16 protein-coding genes and 2 pseudogenes are annotated in these 16,611 nt (G+C 47.6%); 17 read left to right on the top strand and 1 reads right to left on the bottom strand.

The window, feature by feature from the left end:
* Nucleotides 1-142: 142 nt before the first annotated feature.
* From AB1E37_RS12445 to AB1E37_RS12370, 16 genes and pseudogenes are all read left to right on the top strand, one after another.
* Nucleotides 143-424 (top strand): hypothetical protein, encoded by a 282-nt coding sequence (locus AB1E37_RS12445; RefSeq protein WP_004179839.1) that lies wholly within the window; start codon nucleotides 143-145, stop codon nucleotides 422-424.
* 27 nt (nucleotides 425-451) lie between these two features.
* Nucleotides 452-793, top strand: a complete 342-nt coding sequence (locus AB1E37_RS12440) for a carboxymuconolactone decarboxylase family protein (protein WP_031280615.1) — start codon at nucleotides 452-454, stop codon at nucleotides 791-793.
* 146 nt (nucleotides 794-939) lie between these two features.
* The gene (locus tag AB1E37_RS12435) at nucleotides 940-1,521 is read left to right on the top strand and encodes a cupin domain-containing protein (RefSeq protein ID WP_229386256.1); all 582 of its coding nucleotides are present in this window, start codon (nucleotides 940-942) and stop codon (nucleotides 1,519-1,521) included.
* Nucleotides 1,518-2,591 carry an FAD-dependent oxidoreductase gene (locus tag AB1E37_RS12430; protein WP_032436353.1) on the top strand — a complete coding sequence of 358 codons (1,074 nt, stop codon included), beginning with the start codon at nucleotides 1,518-1,520 and terminating at the stop codon, nucleotides 2,589-2,591. Before AB1E37_RS12435 ends, AB1E37_RS12430 begins: the two co-directional genes overlap by 4 nt.
* A complete protein-coding gene (locus AB1E37_RS12425) occupies nucleotides 2,588-3,613 on the top strand; it encodes an alcohol dehydrogenase catalytic domain-containing protein (protein ID WP_032436355.1) in 1,026 nt (341 codons plus the stop codon). Before AB1E37_RS12430 ends, AB1E37_RS12425 begins: the two co-directional genes overlap by 4 nt.
* Before the next feature lie 27 nt (nucleotides 3,614-3,640).
* On the top strand, nucleotides 3,641-3,964 hold the full coding sequence (gene trxA / locus AB1E37_RS12420) for a thioredoxin (RefSeq protein ID WP_048293071.1): 324 nt from the start codon (nucleotides 3,641-3,643) through the stop codon (nucleotides 3,962-3,964).
* Nucleotides 3,965-3,999: 35 nt separating this feature from the next.
* Entirely contained in the window at nucleotides 4,000-4,521 is a 522-nt protein-coding gene (locus tag AB1E37_RS12415) for a carboxymuconolactone decarboxylase family protein (protein ID WP_032420051.1), read from the top strand.
* Nucleotides 4,522-4,645: 124 nt separating this feature from the next.
* Nucleotides 4,646-6,064 (top strand): cytochrome ubiquinol oxidase subunit I, encoded by a 1,419-nt coding sequence (locus tag AB1E37_RS12410; protein ID WP_004179850.1) that lies wholly within the window; start codon nucleotides 4,646-4,648, stop codon nucleotides 6,062-6,064.
* Nucleotides 6,057-7,061 (top strand): cytochrome d ubiquinol oxidase subunit II, encoded by a 1,005-nt coding sequence (gene cydB, locus AB1E37_RS12405; protein ID WP_004179851.1) that lies wholly within the window; start codon nucleotides 6,057-6,059, stop codon nucleotides 7,059-7,061. Before AB1E37_RS12410 ends, cydB begins: the two co-directional genes overlap by 8 nt.
* A 12-nt stretch (nucleotides 7,062-7,073) precedes the next feature.
* Nucleotides 7,074-7,217 (top strand): DUF2474 domain-containing protein, encoded by a 144-nt coding sequence (locus tag AB1E37_RS12400; RefSeq protein ID WP_071556791.1) that lies wholly within the window; start codon nucleotides 7,074-7,076, stop codon nucleotides 7,215-7,217.
* A gap of 161 nt (nucleotides 7,218-7,378) precedes the next feature.
* Nucleotides 7,379-8,317, top strand: coding sequence for a LysR family transcriptional regulator (locus AB1E37_RS12395; protein WP_004179853.1), 939 nt, complete (start codon nucleotides 7,379-7,381; stop codon nucleotides 8,315-8,317).
* 365 nt (nucleotides 8,318-8,682) lie between these two features.
* Nucleotides 8,683-9,963 carry an amino acid permease gene (locus AB1E37_RS12390; protein ID WP_004179854.1) on the top strand — a complete coding sequence of 427 codons (1,281 nt, stop codon included), beginning with the start codon at nucleotides 8,683-8,685 and terminating at the stop codon, nucleotides 9,961-9,963.
* Nucleotides 9,964-10,153: 190 nt separating this feature from the next.
* The gene (locus AB1E37_RS12385; RefSeq protein WP_032436358.1) at nucleotides 10,154-11,338 is read left to right on the top strand and encodes a PLP-dependent aminotransferase family protein; all 1,185 of its coding nucleotides are present in this window, start codon (nucleotides 10,154-10,156) and stop codon (nucleotides 11,336-11,338) included.
* A gap of 86 nt (nucleotides 11,339-11,424) precedes the next feature.
* Nucleotides 11,425-12,630: a cystathionine beta-lyase gene (gene metC, locus AB1E37_RS12380; protein ID WP_004884445.1), complete on the top strand. Its 1,206-nt coding sequence runs from the start codon at nucleotides 11,425-11,427 to the stop codon at nucleotides 12,628-12,630.
* A 79-nt stretch (nucleotides 12,631-12,709) separates the two neighbouring features.
* On the top strand, nucleotides 12,710-13,621 hold the full coding sequence (locus AB1E37_RS12375; RefSeq protein WP_032420052.1) for a LysR family transcriptional regulator: 912 nt from the start codon (nucleotides 12,710-12,712) through the stop codon (nucleotides 13,619-13,621).
* A gap of 74 nt (nucleotides 13,622-13,695) precedes the next feature.
* Nucleotides 13,696-13,869, top strand: a pseudogene (locus AB1E37_RS12370) (Rid family hydrolase); the annotation flags it as partial.
* 64 nt (nucleotides 13,870-13,933) lie between these two features.
* Here the strand turns inward: AB1E37_RS12370 and AB1E37_RS12365 are convergent.
* Nucleotides 13,934-14,920: pseudogene (locus AB1E37_RS12365) on the bottom strand (amidohydrolase); the annotation flags it as partial.
* A gap of 302 nt (nucleotides 14,921-15,222) precedes the next feature.
* Here AB1E37_RS12365 and AB1E37_RS12360 point away from each other — a divergent pair.
* Entirely contained in the window at nucleotides 15,223-16,098 is an 876-nt protein-coding gene (locus AB1E37_RS12360; protein WP_004179864.1) for a LysR family transcriptional regulator, read from the top strand.
* The last annotated feature ends 513 nt before the right edge of the window (nucleotides 16,099-16,611 follow it).

Genomic DNA, 16,611 nt, shown 5'->3' with positions numbered 1-16,611 from the left:
AAATTATTGTAACCCCAACACAGAGTGTTGAGTTTATGCGCAAAGCTTTTCTTTGCGATAGGCAAGCGGGTGTCACCGTAACGAAGTATGGCCTGAGGCTATCTTTATGACTTTAGCGATCAAATGAATTTAGGAGTTTTCAATGGCTTATTTGCAGATCACCCTGGATATCAGCGAAAAGAACAGAGCAGCCGCTGCAGCGGTATATCAAAAATACAAAGCACCATTCCTCTCAACGATCGACGGCGCTGTTTCAAAAGAACTGTTGGTACGTGCCGAAGATGTGCAGGTTCTGCATAGTTTCCACACGGCTAAACAGGCTGAAGCGTATCTCGGATCTCAGTTATTTACCGCAGATGTGGTTGAGGCGCTCAAACCCTATCTGAACCGCGCGCCTGACGTGCGTATCTACGACGTTGCCTGATAACGCATTGATCAAACGGAGATAGCAGTGATGGTTCACTGGACTGAAATGCGGAAAGAACTCCGGGCAGCGATCGGGAAATTCGCAGGTCTGCAACCCGATGTGATGCAAGGCATCGATAAGATGCAAAATGCGGCTGTCGTAACAGGCCACCTGGACGCCAAAACACATGAGCTCATCGCGTTGGCAGTGGCGGTCACGACCCGTTGTGATGGATGTCTGTCCGTCCATGCTGAAGCTGCTGCAAAACAGGGGGCGACGCGCGAAGAAATCGCCGAGGCTTTAGGTGTGGCAATCACACTGAACACTGGCGCTGCGTTGGTCTATTCCAGCCGCGCATTGGACGCCTTCGATAACCTACCTAAGTAAATAAATCTGCGGCTTCTGTACGGAGCCGCTTTTCCTATACTTTGGAAAGCAGCATGTTAATAAACCACGATTTCACCCGACGCGTTACCGTCTCCTGCGATGATTATTACTGGGTTCACTCCCCTCAGACAGGAATTGATCGTGTTATGTTGGATCGCATCGGTGGTGAGCAGGCCCGCGCCACCAGCCTGGTTCGTTATTTACCTCAGACATCATTCCCGGAACATCAGCATCCCGGTGGAGAAGAGATCCTTGTTCTGGAGGGGCAATTCTCGGAAGGCAACCGTGATTATCCCGCTGGCTGGTATTTGCGTAACCCTCCGGGCTCCTCTCACCAGCCTCACAGCAACAAAGGCACGCAGCTATTCGTCAAGCTTGGTCAGATGACAAAACGAGAAACTGTTCCGCTACGTATCGATAGCCGTGCGCCTGAAAACTGGCGTGAGGATGGCGGAATGTCAGTTTGTCCGTTGTTTGAGAGCGCAGAAGAACGAGTTTGTCTGCTGCGTATGGATTCTGGTTCGCTGCTGGTTGCCCCCTCTTTGAAGGGAGGGGCTGAGTTGCTCATCGTCGAAGGTAACCTAATTGAGGGCAACAGCATCCATGCTAAAGGGAGCTGGATACGCATCCCGTCCGGGCATGGAATGGCGTTTATTGCCGGGATCGACAAAACCCTGGTGTATCTCAAAGAAGGCCATCTCGATGTTGAGCAGGTAACGCTACCATGATGAATATTGAGGTCATCATTGTGGGAGGGGGACTCAGCGGGTTATACGCGGCCAGGTTGCTGGAGAAAGCGGGTATTAACTACCTACTTCTCGAATGCCGTGAGCGTATGGGGGGGCGTATCTTGCAGGCGAATACCGTTGAGGCTGATTTAGGCGCGACCTGGTTCTGGCCAACGATACAACCTGCATTGAAGCAGTTATTCAGAGAACTGAACATTGAGTCATTCAGTCATCAGGAGAGGGGGGACATGCTTTTTGAGCGTTCCAAAGATGCCCCTTCTCGCCATCCTGGATTTGTCTCTTCGCCTGCCGCCGCCCGTGTAAGTGGTGGGATGTCACGATTGCCCGATGCATTACTTGCGAAGTTAAAGCCTGAACGCATTCAGACCGGACTGCAGGTTAAACACATCGAACAGCAAAATGGCACCCTGAATATTTGCGGATCGTATGCCGATGGACGTCCGTTTAGCCGGCAGGCGCAACATGTACTGCTGGCATTGCCCCCCATGCTGGCTGCAGGGATCAATTTTTTCCCCCCGCTGCCCACGACGTTATTGCAGGCATGGCGTAACACCGGAACCTGGATGGCCCCCCATGCAAAGTATGTCGCTGTGTATCCCTATAATTTTTGGCACAGGAAGGGATTATCCGGAGAGGTAAGAAGCAACATTGGGCCTATGGTTGAAATTCACGATGTTTCAGAACCTGACAGGATGTTTGCGCTGTTCGGATTTATTGGCGTGCCTTTTCACGAGCGTCAGAAGATAGGTGACGCGGTCCTGAGAGATTTATGCCGAGCCCAGTTGATAAGACTGTTAGGCGAGGAAGCCGCCTATCCCCATGCTGAGTTTCTTAAAGACTGGGCGGCGGATCCCTTTACCTCAACCTCGCGCGACCTGGCCCTACCCGCAGGGCATTCTGTACCACCCGCCAGCGCAAATAACGGCTCGTGGCGTAACTGTCTTACCGGTATCGCTAGCGAATGGTCCACCGTCTTTCCTGGCTACCTGGCAGGAGCGATTGATGCCGCTGCGGCAGGCGTACAACACATAATCGAGAACAAAAGATGAAGCAGACTTATAAAGCAATGCAAGTTTCTCGTCCTGGTCAACTGGAATGTGTGGAAAAAGAACTTCCGGTTCCCGGCCCAGGTGAAGTGCTGATAAAAGTGGAGGCCTGTGGAATTTGCGGAGCAGATTCTGGCGTCGTTGAAGGTCTGGAAAAGAGTGTTGAGTATCCGCGTGTACCGGGTCATGAAGTGGTCGGTACGATCTGCAAAACATCGGGGCCGCTCCCGGCCTGGCTCAAGCCTGGTCAACGTGTCGGCGTTGGGCGACTTGGTGGTCATTGCAACGCCTGCGAGCAATGCCGTCTTGGACACTTTAACCTCTGTCAGAATCAACCGGTTACTGGCAGCACAAGAGACGGGGGTTATGCAGAATACATGCTGGCGCGTGAGACGGGGCTGGTCGCAATACCGGATGATTTGTCCTCCGTTGACGCCGCACCCTTACTTTGCGCCGGAGTAGCGACTTTTAACGCCTTAAAAAAATCTCAAGCGCAGGCTGGCGATACGGTTGTTATTCAGGGGATCGGGGGGTTAGGACATTTAGCTTTGCAATATGCACGCAAAATGGGTTTTCGCGTTATCGCCGTTGGCAGGGGCGATGATATTGCACGCGAAGTCATTGCGCTCGGTGCCCATTACTACATCGATACCAACAAAGAAGAGGCTGTTGAAGTCATTAAGGCGTTTGGCGGCGCCAAAGTTATTTTGTCGACCATCACTGACAGCCATGCCGTTGCCACTCTGCTACCCGCGCTGCTTCCCCAGGGAAGGCTGATGGTCGTTGGTGTGGGTAAAGCGCCATTGAGCTTTACCCCGGGTCTCATGGTCGGACGGGAGTTACAGATAAACGGATCCATGACCGGGACGGCAATTGAATTAGAAAAAACGCTTAATTTCAGCCTGCTGGTAGCTGTGCGCGCGCAGATTGAAACGCGTTCTCTGGCACAAGCACAAGAGGCGTATGAAAAAATGCGTAGCGGAAAGGCGTCTTTCCGCATGGTTCTCACCATGGGGCACCGTTGAATACATACCCCGTACAAGGCATTGCTAATGACAATTAAAGAAATCTCAACTACGGAATTTACTGCAGACGTGCTGGAATCCGCGATTCCTGTACTCGTCGATTTCTGGGCCCCCTGGTGCAATCCCTGTCGTACTGTCGCCCCCATCATCGATGCCCTTGCTCTGGAGCATGCCGGCAAACTGAAGGTGTACAAGGTAAATGTGGATAAGCACTCCGATCTGGCATCACAGCATGGCATTCGGACCATCCCATTTTTTAAGATCTTTGTGAAGGGGGAGTCCGTCATCGAATTTTCCGGCGCCAGACCGAAAAGTGACTTCGATGCGCTACTGACCAGCGTTATCAACTAAAAAATCATGAGCAACATTCATCTGCGAGGGTAATTATGAGCAAGACACGTGTGACACCGTGGCAGGATAAAGATCCTGTTCCCGCTGATTTGCTGAGAGCTATGCAGGCGCGTCGTCCCAACGGTGAACTCATTGGCATCGACAGGGTATTACTGAAAAGCGTTCCGCTGGCCACCGGTTGGAATGAGCTACTAAGCCGAGTTCGCGCTGATTTTAGCCTGGAGCTGATTTATCTGGAATTGATCATGCTGCGCGTCGCCGTTCTGAATGGTGCCCAATTTGAGTGGAGGGTGCACTATCCAGCCTATCTGCAGGCAGGGGGGACAGAAGAAAAGGCTCAAGCGCTAAAAAACGCTGTGCCGAAACGTGAAATGTTCGATGACCAGGAGTGGATGCTCATTACGTTGACCGATCAATCCACCATAAACGTTAATGTCGATGCCGCAGTTATTGCATCATTGAAAAATCTCTTCGGTGAAACCAAAACTGTTGAGGCCGTCGCGACCGTGGCAGCTTACAACATGGTTTCGCGTTTTCTGGTGGCGCTGGATATCTAGCTCCACAGTCCTCTCTTTTTTCACTATCGAAATATAACAGCAGAAGACGCTGCTGTAATGCTATGGGCCCAGCGTAACAGGCTTCAATGCCTGAGCACGAATACGCCCATAAAAAGGAGTACCTATGTTTGGTTTAGATGCTTTTCATCTGGCACGGATCCAGTTTGCATTCACAGTTTCGTTTCATATTATCTTTCCGGCGATAACTATCGGTCTTGCAAGCTATCTGGTCGTACTCGAAGGCCTCTGGTTGAAAAAACGCAGCGCAGTTTACCTGGATCTCTATCATTTCTGGTCGAAAGTCTTTGCCGTTAACTTTGGGATGGGCGTTGTTTCCGGACTGGTAATGGCCTATCAGTTTGGGACCAACTGGAGCGGTTTTTCTCAATTCGCAGGTAGCATCACGGGCCCCTTACTTACTTATGAAGTATTAACGGCCTTTTTCCTTGAAGCAGGTTTCCTGGGCGTTATGCTGTTTGGTCGCGACAAAGTAGGACCCGGCCTGCATTTCTTTGCTACCTGCATGGTGGCTCTCGGAACATTAATATCAACCTTTTGGATCCTGGCTTCCAACAGCTGGATGCACACGCCTCAGGGATACAGTATCGAGAATGGTGTAGTCGAGCCTCAGGACTGGATAAAAATTGTTTTCAACCCATCATTCCCATGGCGTTTGGTGCATATGACGACAGCCGCTTTCCTTGCAAGTGCGTTCTTCGTTGGGGCATCTGGCGCATGGCATCTGCTTAAGGGCAGGGACACGCCAGCAATCCGCAAAATGTTCTCTATGGCGTTATGGATGGCAGCCATTATTGCGCCGATTCAGGTATTTCTGGGCGATGGGCACGGGCTAAACACGTTAGAGCATCAGCCTGCAAAAATTGCGGCGATTGAAGGGCACTGGGAAAACAGGCCTGGTGTAGCCACGCCGCTCATTCTGTTTGGCATTCCAGATATGGAGCAGGAACGAACTAAATTTGCACTTGAAGTACCTTACCTTGGCAGCCTGATCCTGACTCACAGTCTGAACCAACAGATCCCCGCGCTAAAAAGCTTTCCGCCTGCTGACAGGCCCAACTCTACCGTGGTGTTCTGGTCATTTCGTATCATGGTTGGTCTGGGACTATTAATGATTACCCAAGGTATTTTAAGCCTATGGCTACGTTACAAAAAAAAACTGTACGCCTCTCGACCGTTCCTCTGGTTCGTCTTGCTAATGGGACCGTCCGGGTTGATTGCCATCCTGGCAGGGTGGTTTACCACCGAAATAGGAAGACAGCCCTGGACTGTTTATGGCCTTCAACGGACCCGTGAGGCGGTATCCGCACACGGCGAGCTGCATATGAGTATGAGTCTCATGGCCTTTATTATCGTTTACAGTGCGGTGTTCGGTGTGGGTTATATCTATATGATGCAGCTCATTAAGAAGGGGCCGCAAACCGGTGAAGGTCAGTATCTACAGGAGGGGGGCCCGGGGAAGTTGCGCACACCAGCCAGGCCACTTTCAGCTGGCAATTGTACTGAGGACGGCAATCATGATTGATCTTCCGTTAATTTGGTTCGGCATCATCATCTTCTCTATCCTGATGTATATCGTGATGGACGGTTTCGATCTGGGTATAGGGATTATATTTCCGTTTAACAGAAATGCAGAAGAGCGCGATGTTATGGTTAACTCGGTAGCGCCTGTATGGGATGGCAACGAAACCTGGCTGGTGATGGGAGGCGCGAGTTTGTATGGTGCGTTTCCGTTGGCCTATGCTGTTATTACTGATGCACTAGCGGCGCCCTTGACGTTAATGCTTATTGGTCTGATTTTCCGTGGCGTCGCATTTGAATTTCGCTTCAAAGCGACTCCAGCCCATAAACCATTTTGGGATAAAGCTTTCATTTCAGGTTCTATACTGGCCGCGTTCTGTCAGGGTATCGTTGTTGGCGCTGTGATTAATGGCTTACCGGTAAGTGGGCGAGCATATGCAGGGTCGGCATTTATCTGGCTCGATCCTTTTGCGCTGTTTTGTGGACTGGGGCTGCTAATTGCCTATGCACTACTGGGTAGCACTTGGCTGATGGTCAAAACAGAGGGGCATCTGCAGCATAAAATGGCAAAACTAACCCTCCCATTGTTGCTGGCCTTAATGGTCGCTATGGGAATCATTAGTCTTTGGACGCCATTAGCACATCCTCATATTGCCAACCGTTGGTTTAGTTTGCCAAACCTGTTCTGGTTTCTGCCTGTTCCGGTATTAGTGCTGTTCAGCTCATGGGGGATCGTCCGGGCTGTTAACCGCTGCGCGCACTACACCCCCTTTTTCTTAACGCTGATGCTGGTGTTTCTTGGTTTTTCAGGACTAGGAATAAGCATCTGGCCAACTATCATTCCTCCATCGGTTTCGCTTCGCCAGGCCGCTGCTCCAGTAATGAGTCAGTCGTTCATGCTGGCCGGTAGCCTGGTGATTATCCCCGTCATTCTTGTTTACACCTTCTGGAGCTATTACGTCTTTCGAGGAAAGGTCAGAACGGATGATGGATACCATTAAGGAGACGTATAGATGATGCATGCTGACAATAACCCCCCCGTGCTGCTGAAAAAGCTCGTGTGGTTGATCGTCATCTGGACGGTCAGTGTTCTCGCTTTAGGGGGAGTTTCAATGATTTTTAGGGCCTTAATGACTGCTGCAGGCCTGAAAGCATAATCGTACGAGCGCCATCCGGGTCTGGTGTCCGGATGGCGTTGCTAAAAGAAAAACTTTATTAGTCAGGAAGTTTATCTGCTTTGTTGTAACCTCAGTTTCCACTTCATACTGCCGTAGGGAGAGAATATCAGACACCACAGGCTTGACGGTTGAAAAGAACGATGACCATTCCATTGACGATCAAACAAATTGAAATGCTGGTAAAAATAAGTGAAGGGAAGGGACTGTCAGAAGCGGCGCGCTTGCTTAATTTATCGCCATCCGCCGTGAGTAAGGGGCTGGCGGTGATGGAAGAAAACCTGGGTGTTCCGCTCATCCAAAGAACAACCCGCTCATTTCAGTTGACTGAAGCCGGGGAGTACTTCGTTTCCAGAGCATCGGATCTGCTCAAAGAGTTCGACGATATCGTTAACACGACCTGTGGCTATTTCAATCATCCACATGGGGCCTTGAAGATCACCTGTTCTGTGGCGTTTGGATACGCACATTTGATCGATATTTTTGAAGAATATCGTAAAAAAAATCATGATGTTGAACTTATACTGGATCTCGACGATCACCTGACGAATCTGAATGAAAACAATGTTGATATCGCATTGAGGATTACCGCCACGCCCCCGCAGAACTACGCCGCCAGAAAACTTTCAAAAATCAGCTGGCTATACTGTGCTTCCCCTGATTATCTTGCACGGAAGGGCTCCCCGACTAAACGCACCGAGCTTGCAAGCCATGAGTGTCTGATCTATCCAGGATTAACGCCAGCCCTTCGCTATAACGATATCGCATCCCCGCATCCGCAGTGCGCAATAAAACCCAGAACACCGGTTCAGGCCAATAGTAGCCTGTTGCTCTTGAAGGCGGCTCTTTCAGGGCAGGGTATTGCCTGGCTTCCCTCTTATCTCATCAGCCAGCACATCGATGCAGGGGCGCTTGTTCCTTTAAAGCTTGACGGTAAATACGCTTACCCGACGCATAGCCTCTATGCACTCTATTTCCCCAGCAAGTTTCGTAATCCAAAGGTAAGATCATTTATTGATTTTTTGGTGGAAGAAAACCAGCCATGGAATCGTTGGGAAAAAGCGATAGGTAATTTGCTCTAATAAGCGCACAATCAACGTGCGGCAGATCACAATAATTAGCCAAAATGAAATTACCGACATAAGAAAAAACTATTGCATTGGTCACACTTTAAAGTGAAAACTTTTATATTTTGTGGTGTGCGTCATATTATGATGAAATAAATCCAATGTGAATAAAAGTATAAACTGTTTTCTCTAATATTCATTAGCCACTCTTTGTTTGCTGTGTAAAGCTTCATGCATTCAATCAAAGATATCTACCGCTTATTTGATTGAAATATCGTCAGGGACTTGTTGGTTTCTGGATTAAATGTAGACAAGTCATTCCAGTATGTAATTAAAACATGCGTAACTTTGTGTTTTTGTTAAATCTATTGGGGACTCCTATGACCGTAGGAATTAATACCGAAGCAATTAACCATAAGAATATTCCCTTTACCATGTATGATTTAGGGTGGGTGGTGCTTTGCATCGGAGCTGCCATTGGCTCCGGAATCGTCTTTTTCCCATTACAGGTTGGATTAAAAGGGGTGTGGGTCTTTGCCCTGGCCGTTATCCTGGGCTATCCGGCAGTTTATTACATGCAGAAGCTGTTCATCGAAACGATGGCGCGCAGCGATGAGCAAGATTCCTACCTGAGTATTATTACCAGCTACGTTGGCAGCCGCTGGGGCGTACTGCTTGGCGCGCTTTACTCCTTCACCATGCTGAAGTCGATGGTGGAGTATGCTCTTGCCATTACCAACGACAGCGCCTCGTATCTGAAAACCTTTGGCCTTACTAACCAGACGTTATCCGAACACTGGTGGTGGTCTCTGCTGTTAATCGCCGGGCTCTCTCTGGTCGCGTCGAAAGGAGAAAAGCTGCTCTTCAAAGTTTCAGGCAGCATGATCGCCGTAAAGCTGGTGATCATCGTAGCGATTGGTTTCGTGGTGATCCCTTTCTGGGATGTGAGCAATATTGGTGCATTCCCAACCGTTAGCCACCTTGTCGTAGGTACGTTCCCGACGCTTCCGTTCGCTATCTTCTCCATTATGTTTGTTGGGATACTAAATCCGATGAACATCGCCTATAAAAAACGTGAAGAAGATAAGGACGTGGCAAAATATAAAATTTTACGCGTACACAAAGTGGCTTATTTAGTTCTTGTCGCTACCGTGCTGTTGTTTGTCATGTCCATCGTACTTTCTATCAGCGAAGCCGATGCGCTACGAGCCTATCAGGATAATATCTCGGCCCTGGCGCTGGCCGCTAAGGTCATTCCTGGGGCCACGGTGAAGTATATGAGCGTTATTCTCAATGTGTTTTCCATCGTGACGGCATTCCTGGCGCTCTATCTGGCCGTACATGAATCTTTTGTAGGTCTGATCAAAGTCACTGTTGAAAAAATAGTTAAGCCTCAGGAAAACAATAGTAAGGCGATCTCAGTTGCCGCTTTTGTCATGGTTGTGCTGGTGCTGTGGCTGATAGTACTAACGAACTTTCCCATTCTGAAGGTGTTTGTGTTTGGTGGCGTGACTTACGGACTTATTAGCTGCATCATTCCTGGTTTTATTATTCTTAAGAATGACAAGTTTTCTGACCTTCGTGGCGTCTCGGTTTACTATGTGATTTTAATCGGCATGCTCATGTGCATTGGACCTTTTGTCATGCTGTTTTCACAATAATTTTTAACTCATATAACTTACACTTTACTGAGATTTTGTTTTTTGCATTGCGTCATCATGAATCCTGTTGCGGGTCATCATTAATTCAATTCATGTTGACCCGCAAATAAAAAGCGGGAGCAAAAAATAATTATCATTGCTGCGTGCCTGTGATATTAAAAGAGATATATAAAGAGGTTAGGGAGCTAAGATGTCACATACTAAAATCGCAAATAAGTTACAAAATCTTAAATCATCTGCAATTAGAGAATTATTGAAACACAGCAAAATGGACGGTGTTATTTCCCTGGGCGGAGGAATACCAGATCCAAACTTGTTTGATCGGGAAGGCTTACAGATTGCTATGGATCACATCTTGACCCACGGTTGGGAAGACGCGTTTCAGTATGGACTGAGTGAGGGTAATCCTGAACTGCGGGCAGCCATCTGCCAGATCATGCTTGACCGGGGAATTCACTGCGGCGTAGAGGATGTTGTTGTGACCACCGGTTCCCAGCAATCTCTGGATATTCTTGCTCGGGCACTGATTAATCCTGGCGATGTAGTGGTGTTAGAACGGCCTACTTACCTGGCGGCGCTGCAGGTATTTCAGCTTGCTGAAGCGAACCTGTTGTCGGTAGGAACTGACGCTGAGGGCATGATTGTCGATGAGCTGGAAACGCTGCTTCTAACGACCCGGATAAAAGCAGTGTATATCGTGCCCACGTTTGGCAATCCAGGAGGCGTTAGCCTCGCGGAGCAACGGCGTAAACAGCTGGTGGAACTCTCACTACGCTACGATTTTATCATCATCGAAGACGACCCTTACGGCGAAATTAATTTTACGGATTCGTCATTCATCCCGCTCAGAGCATGGTCTGCGGAAAGGGGTAACAATGATAACGTTGTTTACACATCAACCTTTTCGAAGATCCTCGCGCCAGGCGCTCGGGTAGGGTGGCTCGTGCTACCGGATTGGCTGAAAAGAGCGGTAGTCAATATCAAGCAAACCACAGATTTACATACAAGTGCACTCTCACAGTCGCTGACCTCTCACTATTTACACAGTGGCCGCTTGCCGGGACAGATCGCACTCATCCGGAAGGCTTATGAGCTCAAATGTCGAGTTCTAAGCCACCATCTGCTGAACGAACTAGGTGACCACCTCACTTTTCATCAGCCGATGGGCGGCATGTTTTTATGGGCGAAGTTTAAATATGCGATGGATACCACGCAATGGCTTCAGAAAACAATACGCAACGGCGTGGTGTTCGTGCCTGGTGAATTTTTCTACTGCGAAGAACCTGATCATTGCACTCTGCGAATGTCGTATGTCAGCACCACGGAAGAGAATCTGATAGAAGCGGTTAAGCGCCTGAAAATTTCGCTTAATTAAGCGTCCTCACCTGCTATACCCAGCGAGGACATTGGTAATAAACAAGACAGTTAGAGTTGTAAGTTGTAACCAGAGGAAGAGTAATAATGACTAATCATAGTTTTGATAACCAGATGTCTCCAGAAACGTATCTGTGCCATGGCCCATTCGATCCTGAGGTATTTGGTGGCGTGGTTAACCCGCCTGTATATCACGCCTCTACGGTCATCTTCAAAAACTGCAAAGAGCTAAACGAGCGTCACCAGGCTCTGTTTGAAGATGCGGAAGATGAAGTGATGTATTACGGTCGATTTGGAACGCCAATCACCTTCGCCGTGCAGAAAGCTCTGGCCGAACTGGAGGGGGGGTACCGATCTTTACTGGTGCCTACAGGGCTGGCAGCATGCACCAGTGCATTACTGGCTCTGGTAAAAAGTGGCGATCATATTCTTGTCAGTAGCAGCGTTTACGGCCCGACGCGTGGGTTCGTAAATAATGTGCTGGCCAAAATGGGCGTTTCGGCAACCTTTTTCGACCCTACTATCGGCGATGGCATTGGTCAACTGTTCCAGGAAAACACTACCGTGGTATTTACAGAATCTCCAGGCTCCCAAACATTTGATATCCAGGATATTCCGGCAATAACTCGCGTGGCGCATGCCCACAACGCTAAAGTGATAATTGACAATACCTGGGCAACGCCACTATTTTTCAAACCATTTGAGCATGGCGTGGATGTCTCCGTGCATGCCGCCACTAAATATATCGTTGGGCACTCTGATGCGCAGATGGGCTTGATCACGACGAATAAAGAAACCTGGCTTGCCATTCGTCGCTTTATCTATCTATTTGGTCTTCATGCTGCGCCGGATGATGTTTATCTCGCACAACGTGGATTACGCACGATGTCTTTGCGTCTCGGACGCCATCAGGATTCAGCGCTTAAAATTGCTAAATGGTTTGAAGAACGTGAAGAAGTGGAGCAGGTGCTACACCCGGCATTGCCTTCATGTCCGGGGCACGAAATTTGGAAACGTGACTTCACCGGTTCCAGCGGTTTGTTTAGCGTGGTGCTTAAACCGCACTACTCAAAAGAGTCTGTGGAGAAGTTTATTGATAGCCTGCAGTATTTCGGCATTGGTTTTTCGTGGGGCGGTTTTGAAAGCCTGGCCATTCCATTTAACCCGCGTAAAGATCGTCCGGAATATCACTGGCCGTACGAAGGGCACTCCTTCCGTTTACAAATCGGCTTAGAAGATCCAGTAGATTTAGTAAGAGACCTGGATCAGGCGCTGCGTCATCTGAAGGGGTAAGAACCAGCAAAAGCGCCAGTCAAGCTGGCGCTTGTTATACTAGCGCTATGACAAAACGTTGTGATTGGCGGAAGTAGTAATGGATATTCCGATAGAACTTAAGCACTTACAAACTCTTTTAGCATTGCGTAAAACAGGAAGTCTGACGCGCGCGGCCGCAGCTATGCAACTGACTCAATCGGCACTATCGCACCAGATCAAACAACTGGAAGAGCACTATAACGTTACTCTGTTTATGCGAAAAACATCGCCCGTAAAGTTTACCCTGGCGGGCGAGCGTTTGTTACACCTTGCTGAAACCGTGCTTAATGCAATGGAGGAAGCCAACAGGGATCTTTATAAGTTAGCGCTCGGAAAACAGGGCGCGCTCCGGATAACCCTTGAGTGTCACACCTGTTATGGCTGGTTACTACCGGTGATGGATGAGTTTCGTAAGAAATGGTCTGAGGTTGAAATTGATATATTGCCTGGTTTTCAGCCGGATCCAATAGGTCTTCTGTTGCAAGACAGAGCTGATGTTGCCATCGTGGATGAAACCGAGCAGACAGATCTGGTGAGGTACAGCTCTTTATTTAAATATGAAATGGTTGCTATTTTGGCAAATGAACATCCTTTAACGCGAAAGCCTTGGCTTGAAGCGGAAGATTTTCGTGGTGAATCGCTCATAACCTATGCAGTACCGGATGAACGCATCGATCTTTGTCGAAAAGTACTTAAACCTGCCGGCATTCCAATTAGGAGAAAAACCACTGAACTCACTATGGCTATCATTCAACAGGTTGCCTGCCAACGGGGTATTGCCGCATTGCCTATCTGGGCAGTATCAGAATATCTTGAAAAAAAATACGTCACAGCAAAGTCAATCACGGAAAATAAACTAATTTCAGAAGTTTGGCTTGCCACACTAACAGAAAACATCGACAAGGGCTATGTTAATGACTTTATTGGCTTTACCAGACAGCGCTGCTTGCGCTTATTAGATGAAATCTAAAATACGTAATAACAATGTAAGTGAGAGTTTTTTTGCATAAGAAGACGGCAATATCTTTATTTACAGGAGAAAAAATGAAAAAAATAATCAATACAAAAGCTGCTCCAGCAGCTATTGGACCTTATTCTCAAGGGGTATCATTCGGCAATTTAGTGATGACTTCAGGCCAACTACCTCTGGATCCAACAACGATGGCATTTCCCGAAGGAGGAGTAAGGGAACAGACTCGCCAGTCGTTATTAAATCTAAATCGAGGTTTTTATCATTGAAGTCATATGATGTACTATGAAGATCCCCTTGAGAAAGCGCATCGTTACCATTCCCAATCCATCCATATGCGCCAGGTACCTCCTGGAGCATAAAACCAAAATCTTCGGCGGTCATCGCTGGAAGAACATTATCATGAGCATTATTTTCACCAACAATTTCCCGCATCATTTTAGCCATAAAACGAGCTTCTTTGGGATGATTATTAGTATTTGGATAACCACCTTGTTTAATAATTACCTCAGCGTGCGCGCCATGAGCTTCTGCTATGCTGATGGCAATACGCTGCATATTATCCAGAATCAATGATTGAGCTTCGTTTGTTAAGGTACGGCATGTGCCCATAATTTTTGCTTCAGAAGGAATTATATTCGGTGAACTCCCCGCTTCAATTTTACCAATAGTCAACACGGCAGCGTCCAGAGGATTCATTCGACGTGATATTAAAGTCTGTAAATGCGACACAATAAAGCAGGCGACCGGCACAGGATCAATAGTTGACTGGGGGAGAGCTGCATGTCCACCTTTGCCAAAAACGGTGATCTCAAAAGTGACTCCCGATGCCATTATAGGGCCAATTTTTGTCCCCATTTGTCCTTGCGGAAGGTGAGGCCAGTTATGCAAAGCAAATACAGCCTGACAGGGAAAAAGCTTAAACAGTCCTTCGTTCATCATAACACGCGCCCCGGCACCGCCTTCTTCCCCTGGCTGAAAAATTAGATGTATGGTCCCATCAAAATCTCTATTTGCTGAAAGCAGTTCGGCTGCGCCAAGTAACATAGCGGTGTGCCCGTCATGTCCGCATCCATGCATACACCCTTTATGCTTACTAGCATGCGTGAATTTATTTGCTTCTTCTAATGGCAGGGCATCAATATCAGCTCTTATGCCTAATGCTGGTCCAGGATCATTAGCACTACGGTTTTTACCATATATACTACCAACGATACCCGTAGACGCTAGCCCTCTCTTGTAAGGGATATCCAGCTCAGTAAGAAAAGCTGCGATTTTATCGGATGTACGATGCTCCATAAATTTTAATTCTGGATGCATATGTAAATCATGCCTAAATTCTGTGAGCCTCTTCACATTAAGAGTCGTTCTATACTTAGATGACATGGGGATCTCTTTTTAGTTAGCGTTAACCTTCGAAAAGTAACAAATGCTTTATCTTTATTGATCTAGTTCACATAAAATCAACCTTCCCAAACTACTTTATTGAATTCCTGCCATAAAAATACTTGCTTGAATTCATTCAACATGGATGATAGATAATGCTAATCTTGTCGTAAAATACCTTTTCAACATCTAACTCATACCATTGAGGTATATCTATGGAATTGCGTCAATGCCGCTACTTCATCTCAGTAGCGAAGCTAGGTAGCATTAGTCAAGCTGCGTTAGAACTTCATATTGCTCAACCCGCTCTGACACGCCAGATGCAAAAACTGGAAGAAGATCTTAGAGTAACGCTCTTCAATCGAACAGGGCGCGGGGTGCAACTTACTGATGCAGGAAGCCAGTTCCTCGTTGACGCGGAAATATTGATCAACAATGTAACCGTCATAAAGGAGCGCGCTGTACGAGCCTCCCGTGGAGAATGTGGTAATATTTCGCTAGCGCTTCCTGTAATACAAAATGCGGCACCACCGATCACAACATTATTAAAAAAATTCAAGAAGGCATCACCGCTCGTCGGTATTACGCTTCATCACCTCATATCTGAAGTGCAACTTTCAAAGATCGCTGAGGGAGAGCTGGATGCTGGTTTTTTATTGTTTAGACCTCTTAATGATCCGCTTTTTGCAGGAATCCCCGTTTTCAAAGAAAAAATGTTATTAGCTTATCCGACTGAGTGGAAGTGGCCTGATAATAAAGAACCTCGTTACTTAAGAGAATTGCAGAATCTTGACTTTATATGGCTTCCTCGTACCGCGGCACCGGCGTGGCATGATCGACTTATTCATTGCTTTTACGATGCAGGTTTTACGCCACGTTCCGTTATGCACGGCGTTGATGCAGTATCGATGCTTACATTAGTTAGCGCAGGCATGGGATGTACCATCGTTGCAGAAGGGATGAGACATCTTGCTCCGTCAAACGTGTCGTTTGTGGTTTTAGAAGATTTAAACATTGTACAGGAATGGGAGTTAGTATGGCGCAAGGACAGGTGCTCTGAGGTTTTAAAAAGTTTAATAAATTTGATTTGAGCATATACCGCGCACTAATAGCGGAATAAATGACTGCTGCTTTTTGAGCGCAAGCGGTCAATCGGGACTAATGGCATGAGAATATGCTTTCGACTGACGATGAGGGAGGAAACCTCTATGCAGAAGTTTAGTCTCCTGAAACGTCGACCTGTGCGTCATCGTGCTGAATATGACCGGTTGTATCTAACGCGTGACCAGCAGTTGTCCTGCTTTGACCCGATCGCCAATAGGGAGCATCAGAGGGCCAGCACCACACGAGAGTATCGGCGCAACTGGCGGACTAGTAGTGTAAGACTAAAATAAAGCGTCACCCGTAGAGCTTTAATGCCTGAGTATACTGATTTCATGAGCGAGGAGTAGGGATTATGAAAAGGTTTGCTTACGCACACATACTCAATTTAACATAATATACATTATGCGCACTCATATTGCAGTAGCTAAATTGAGATGTCCGTCTCTGACCAAATAGACATGTCCGCGCTACAGTCTCACCACAGCGATCACTGCTTTTAA

The sequence above is a fragment of the Klebsiella sp. Shm-1 genome (assembly GCF_040804525.1).
Classification (GTDB): Bacteria; Pseudomonadota; Gammaproteobacteria; order Enterobacterales; family Enterobacteriaceae; genus Klebsiella; species Klebsiella pneumoniae.
The sequence above is the reverse complement of the archived record's forward strand: the minus strand, read 5'-3'. Positions and strand labels throughout refer to the sequence as shown.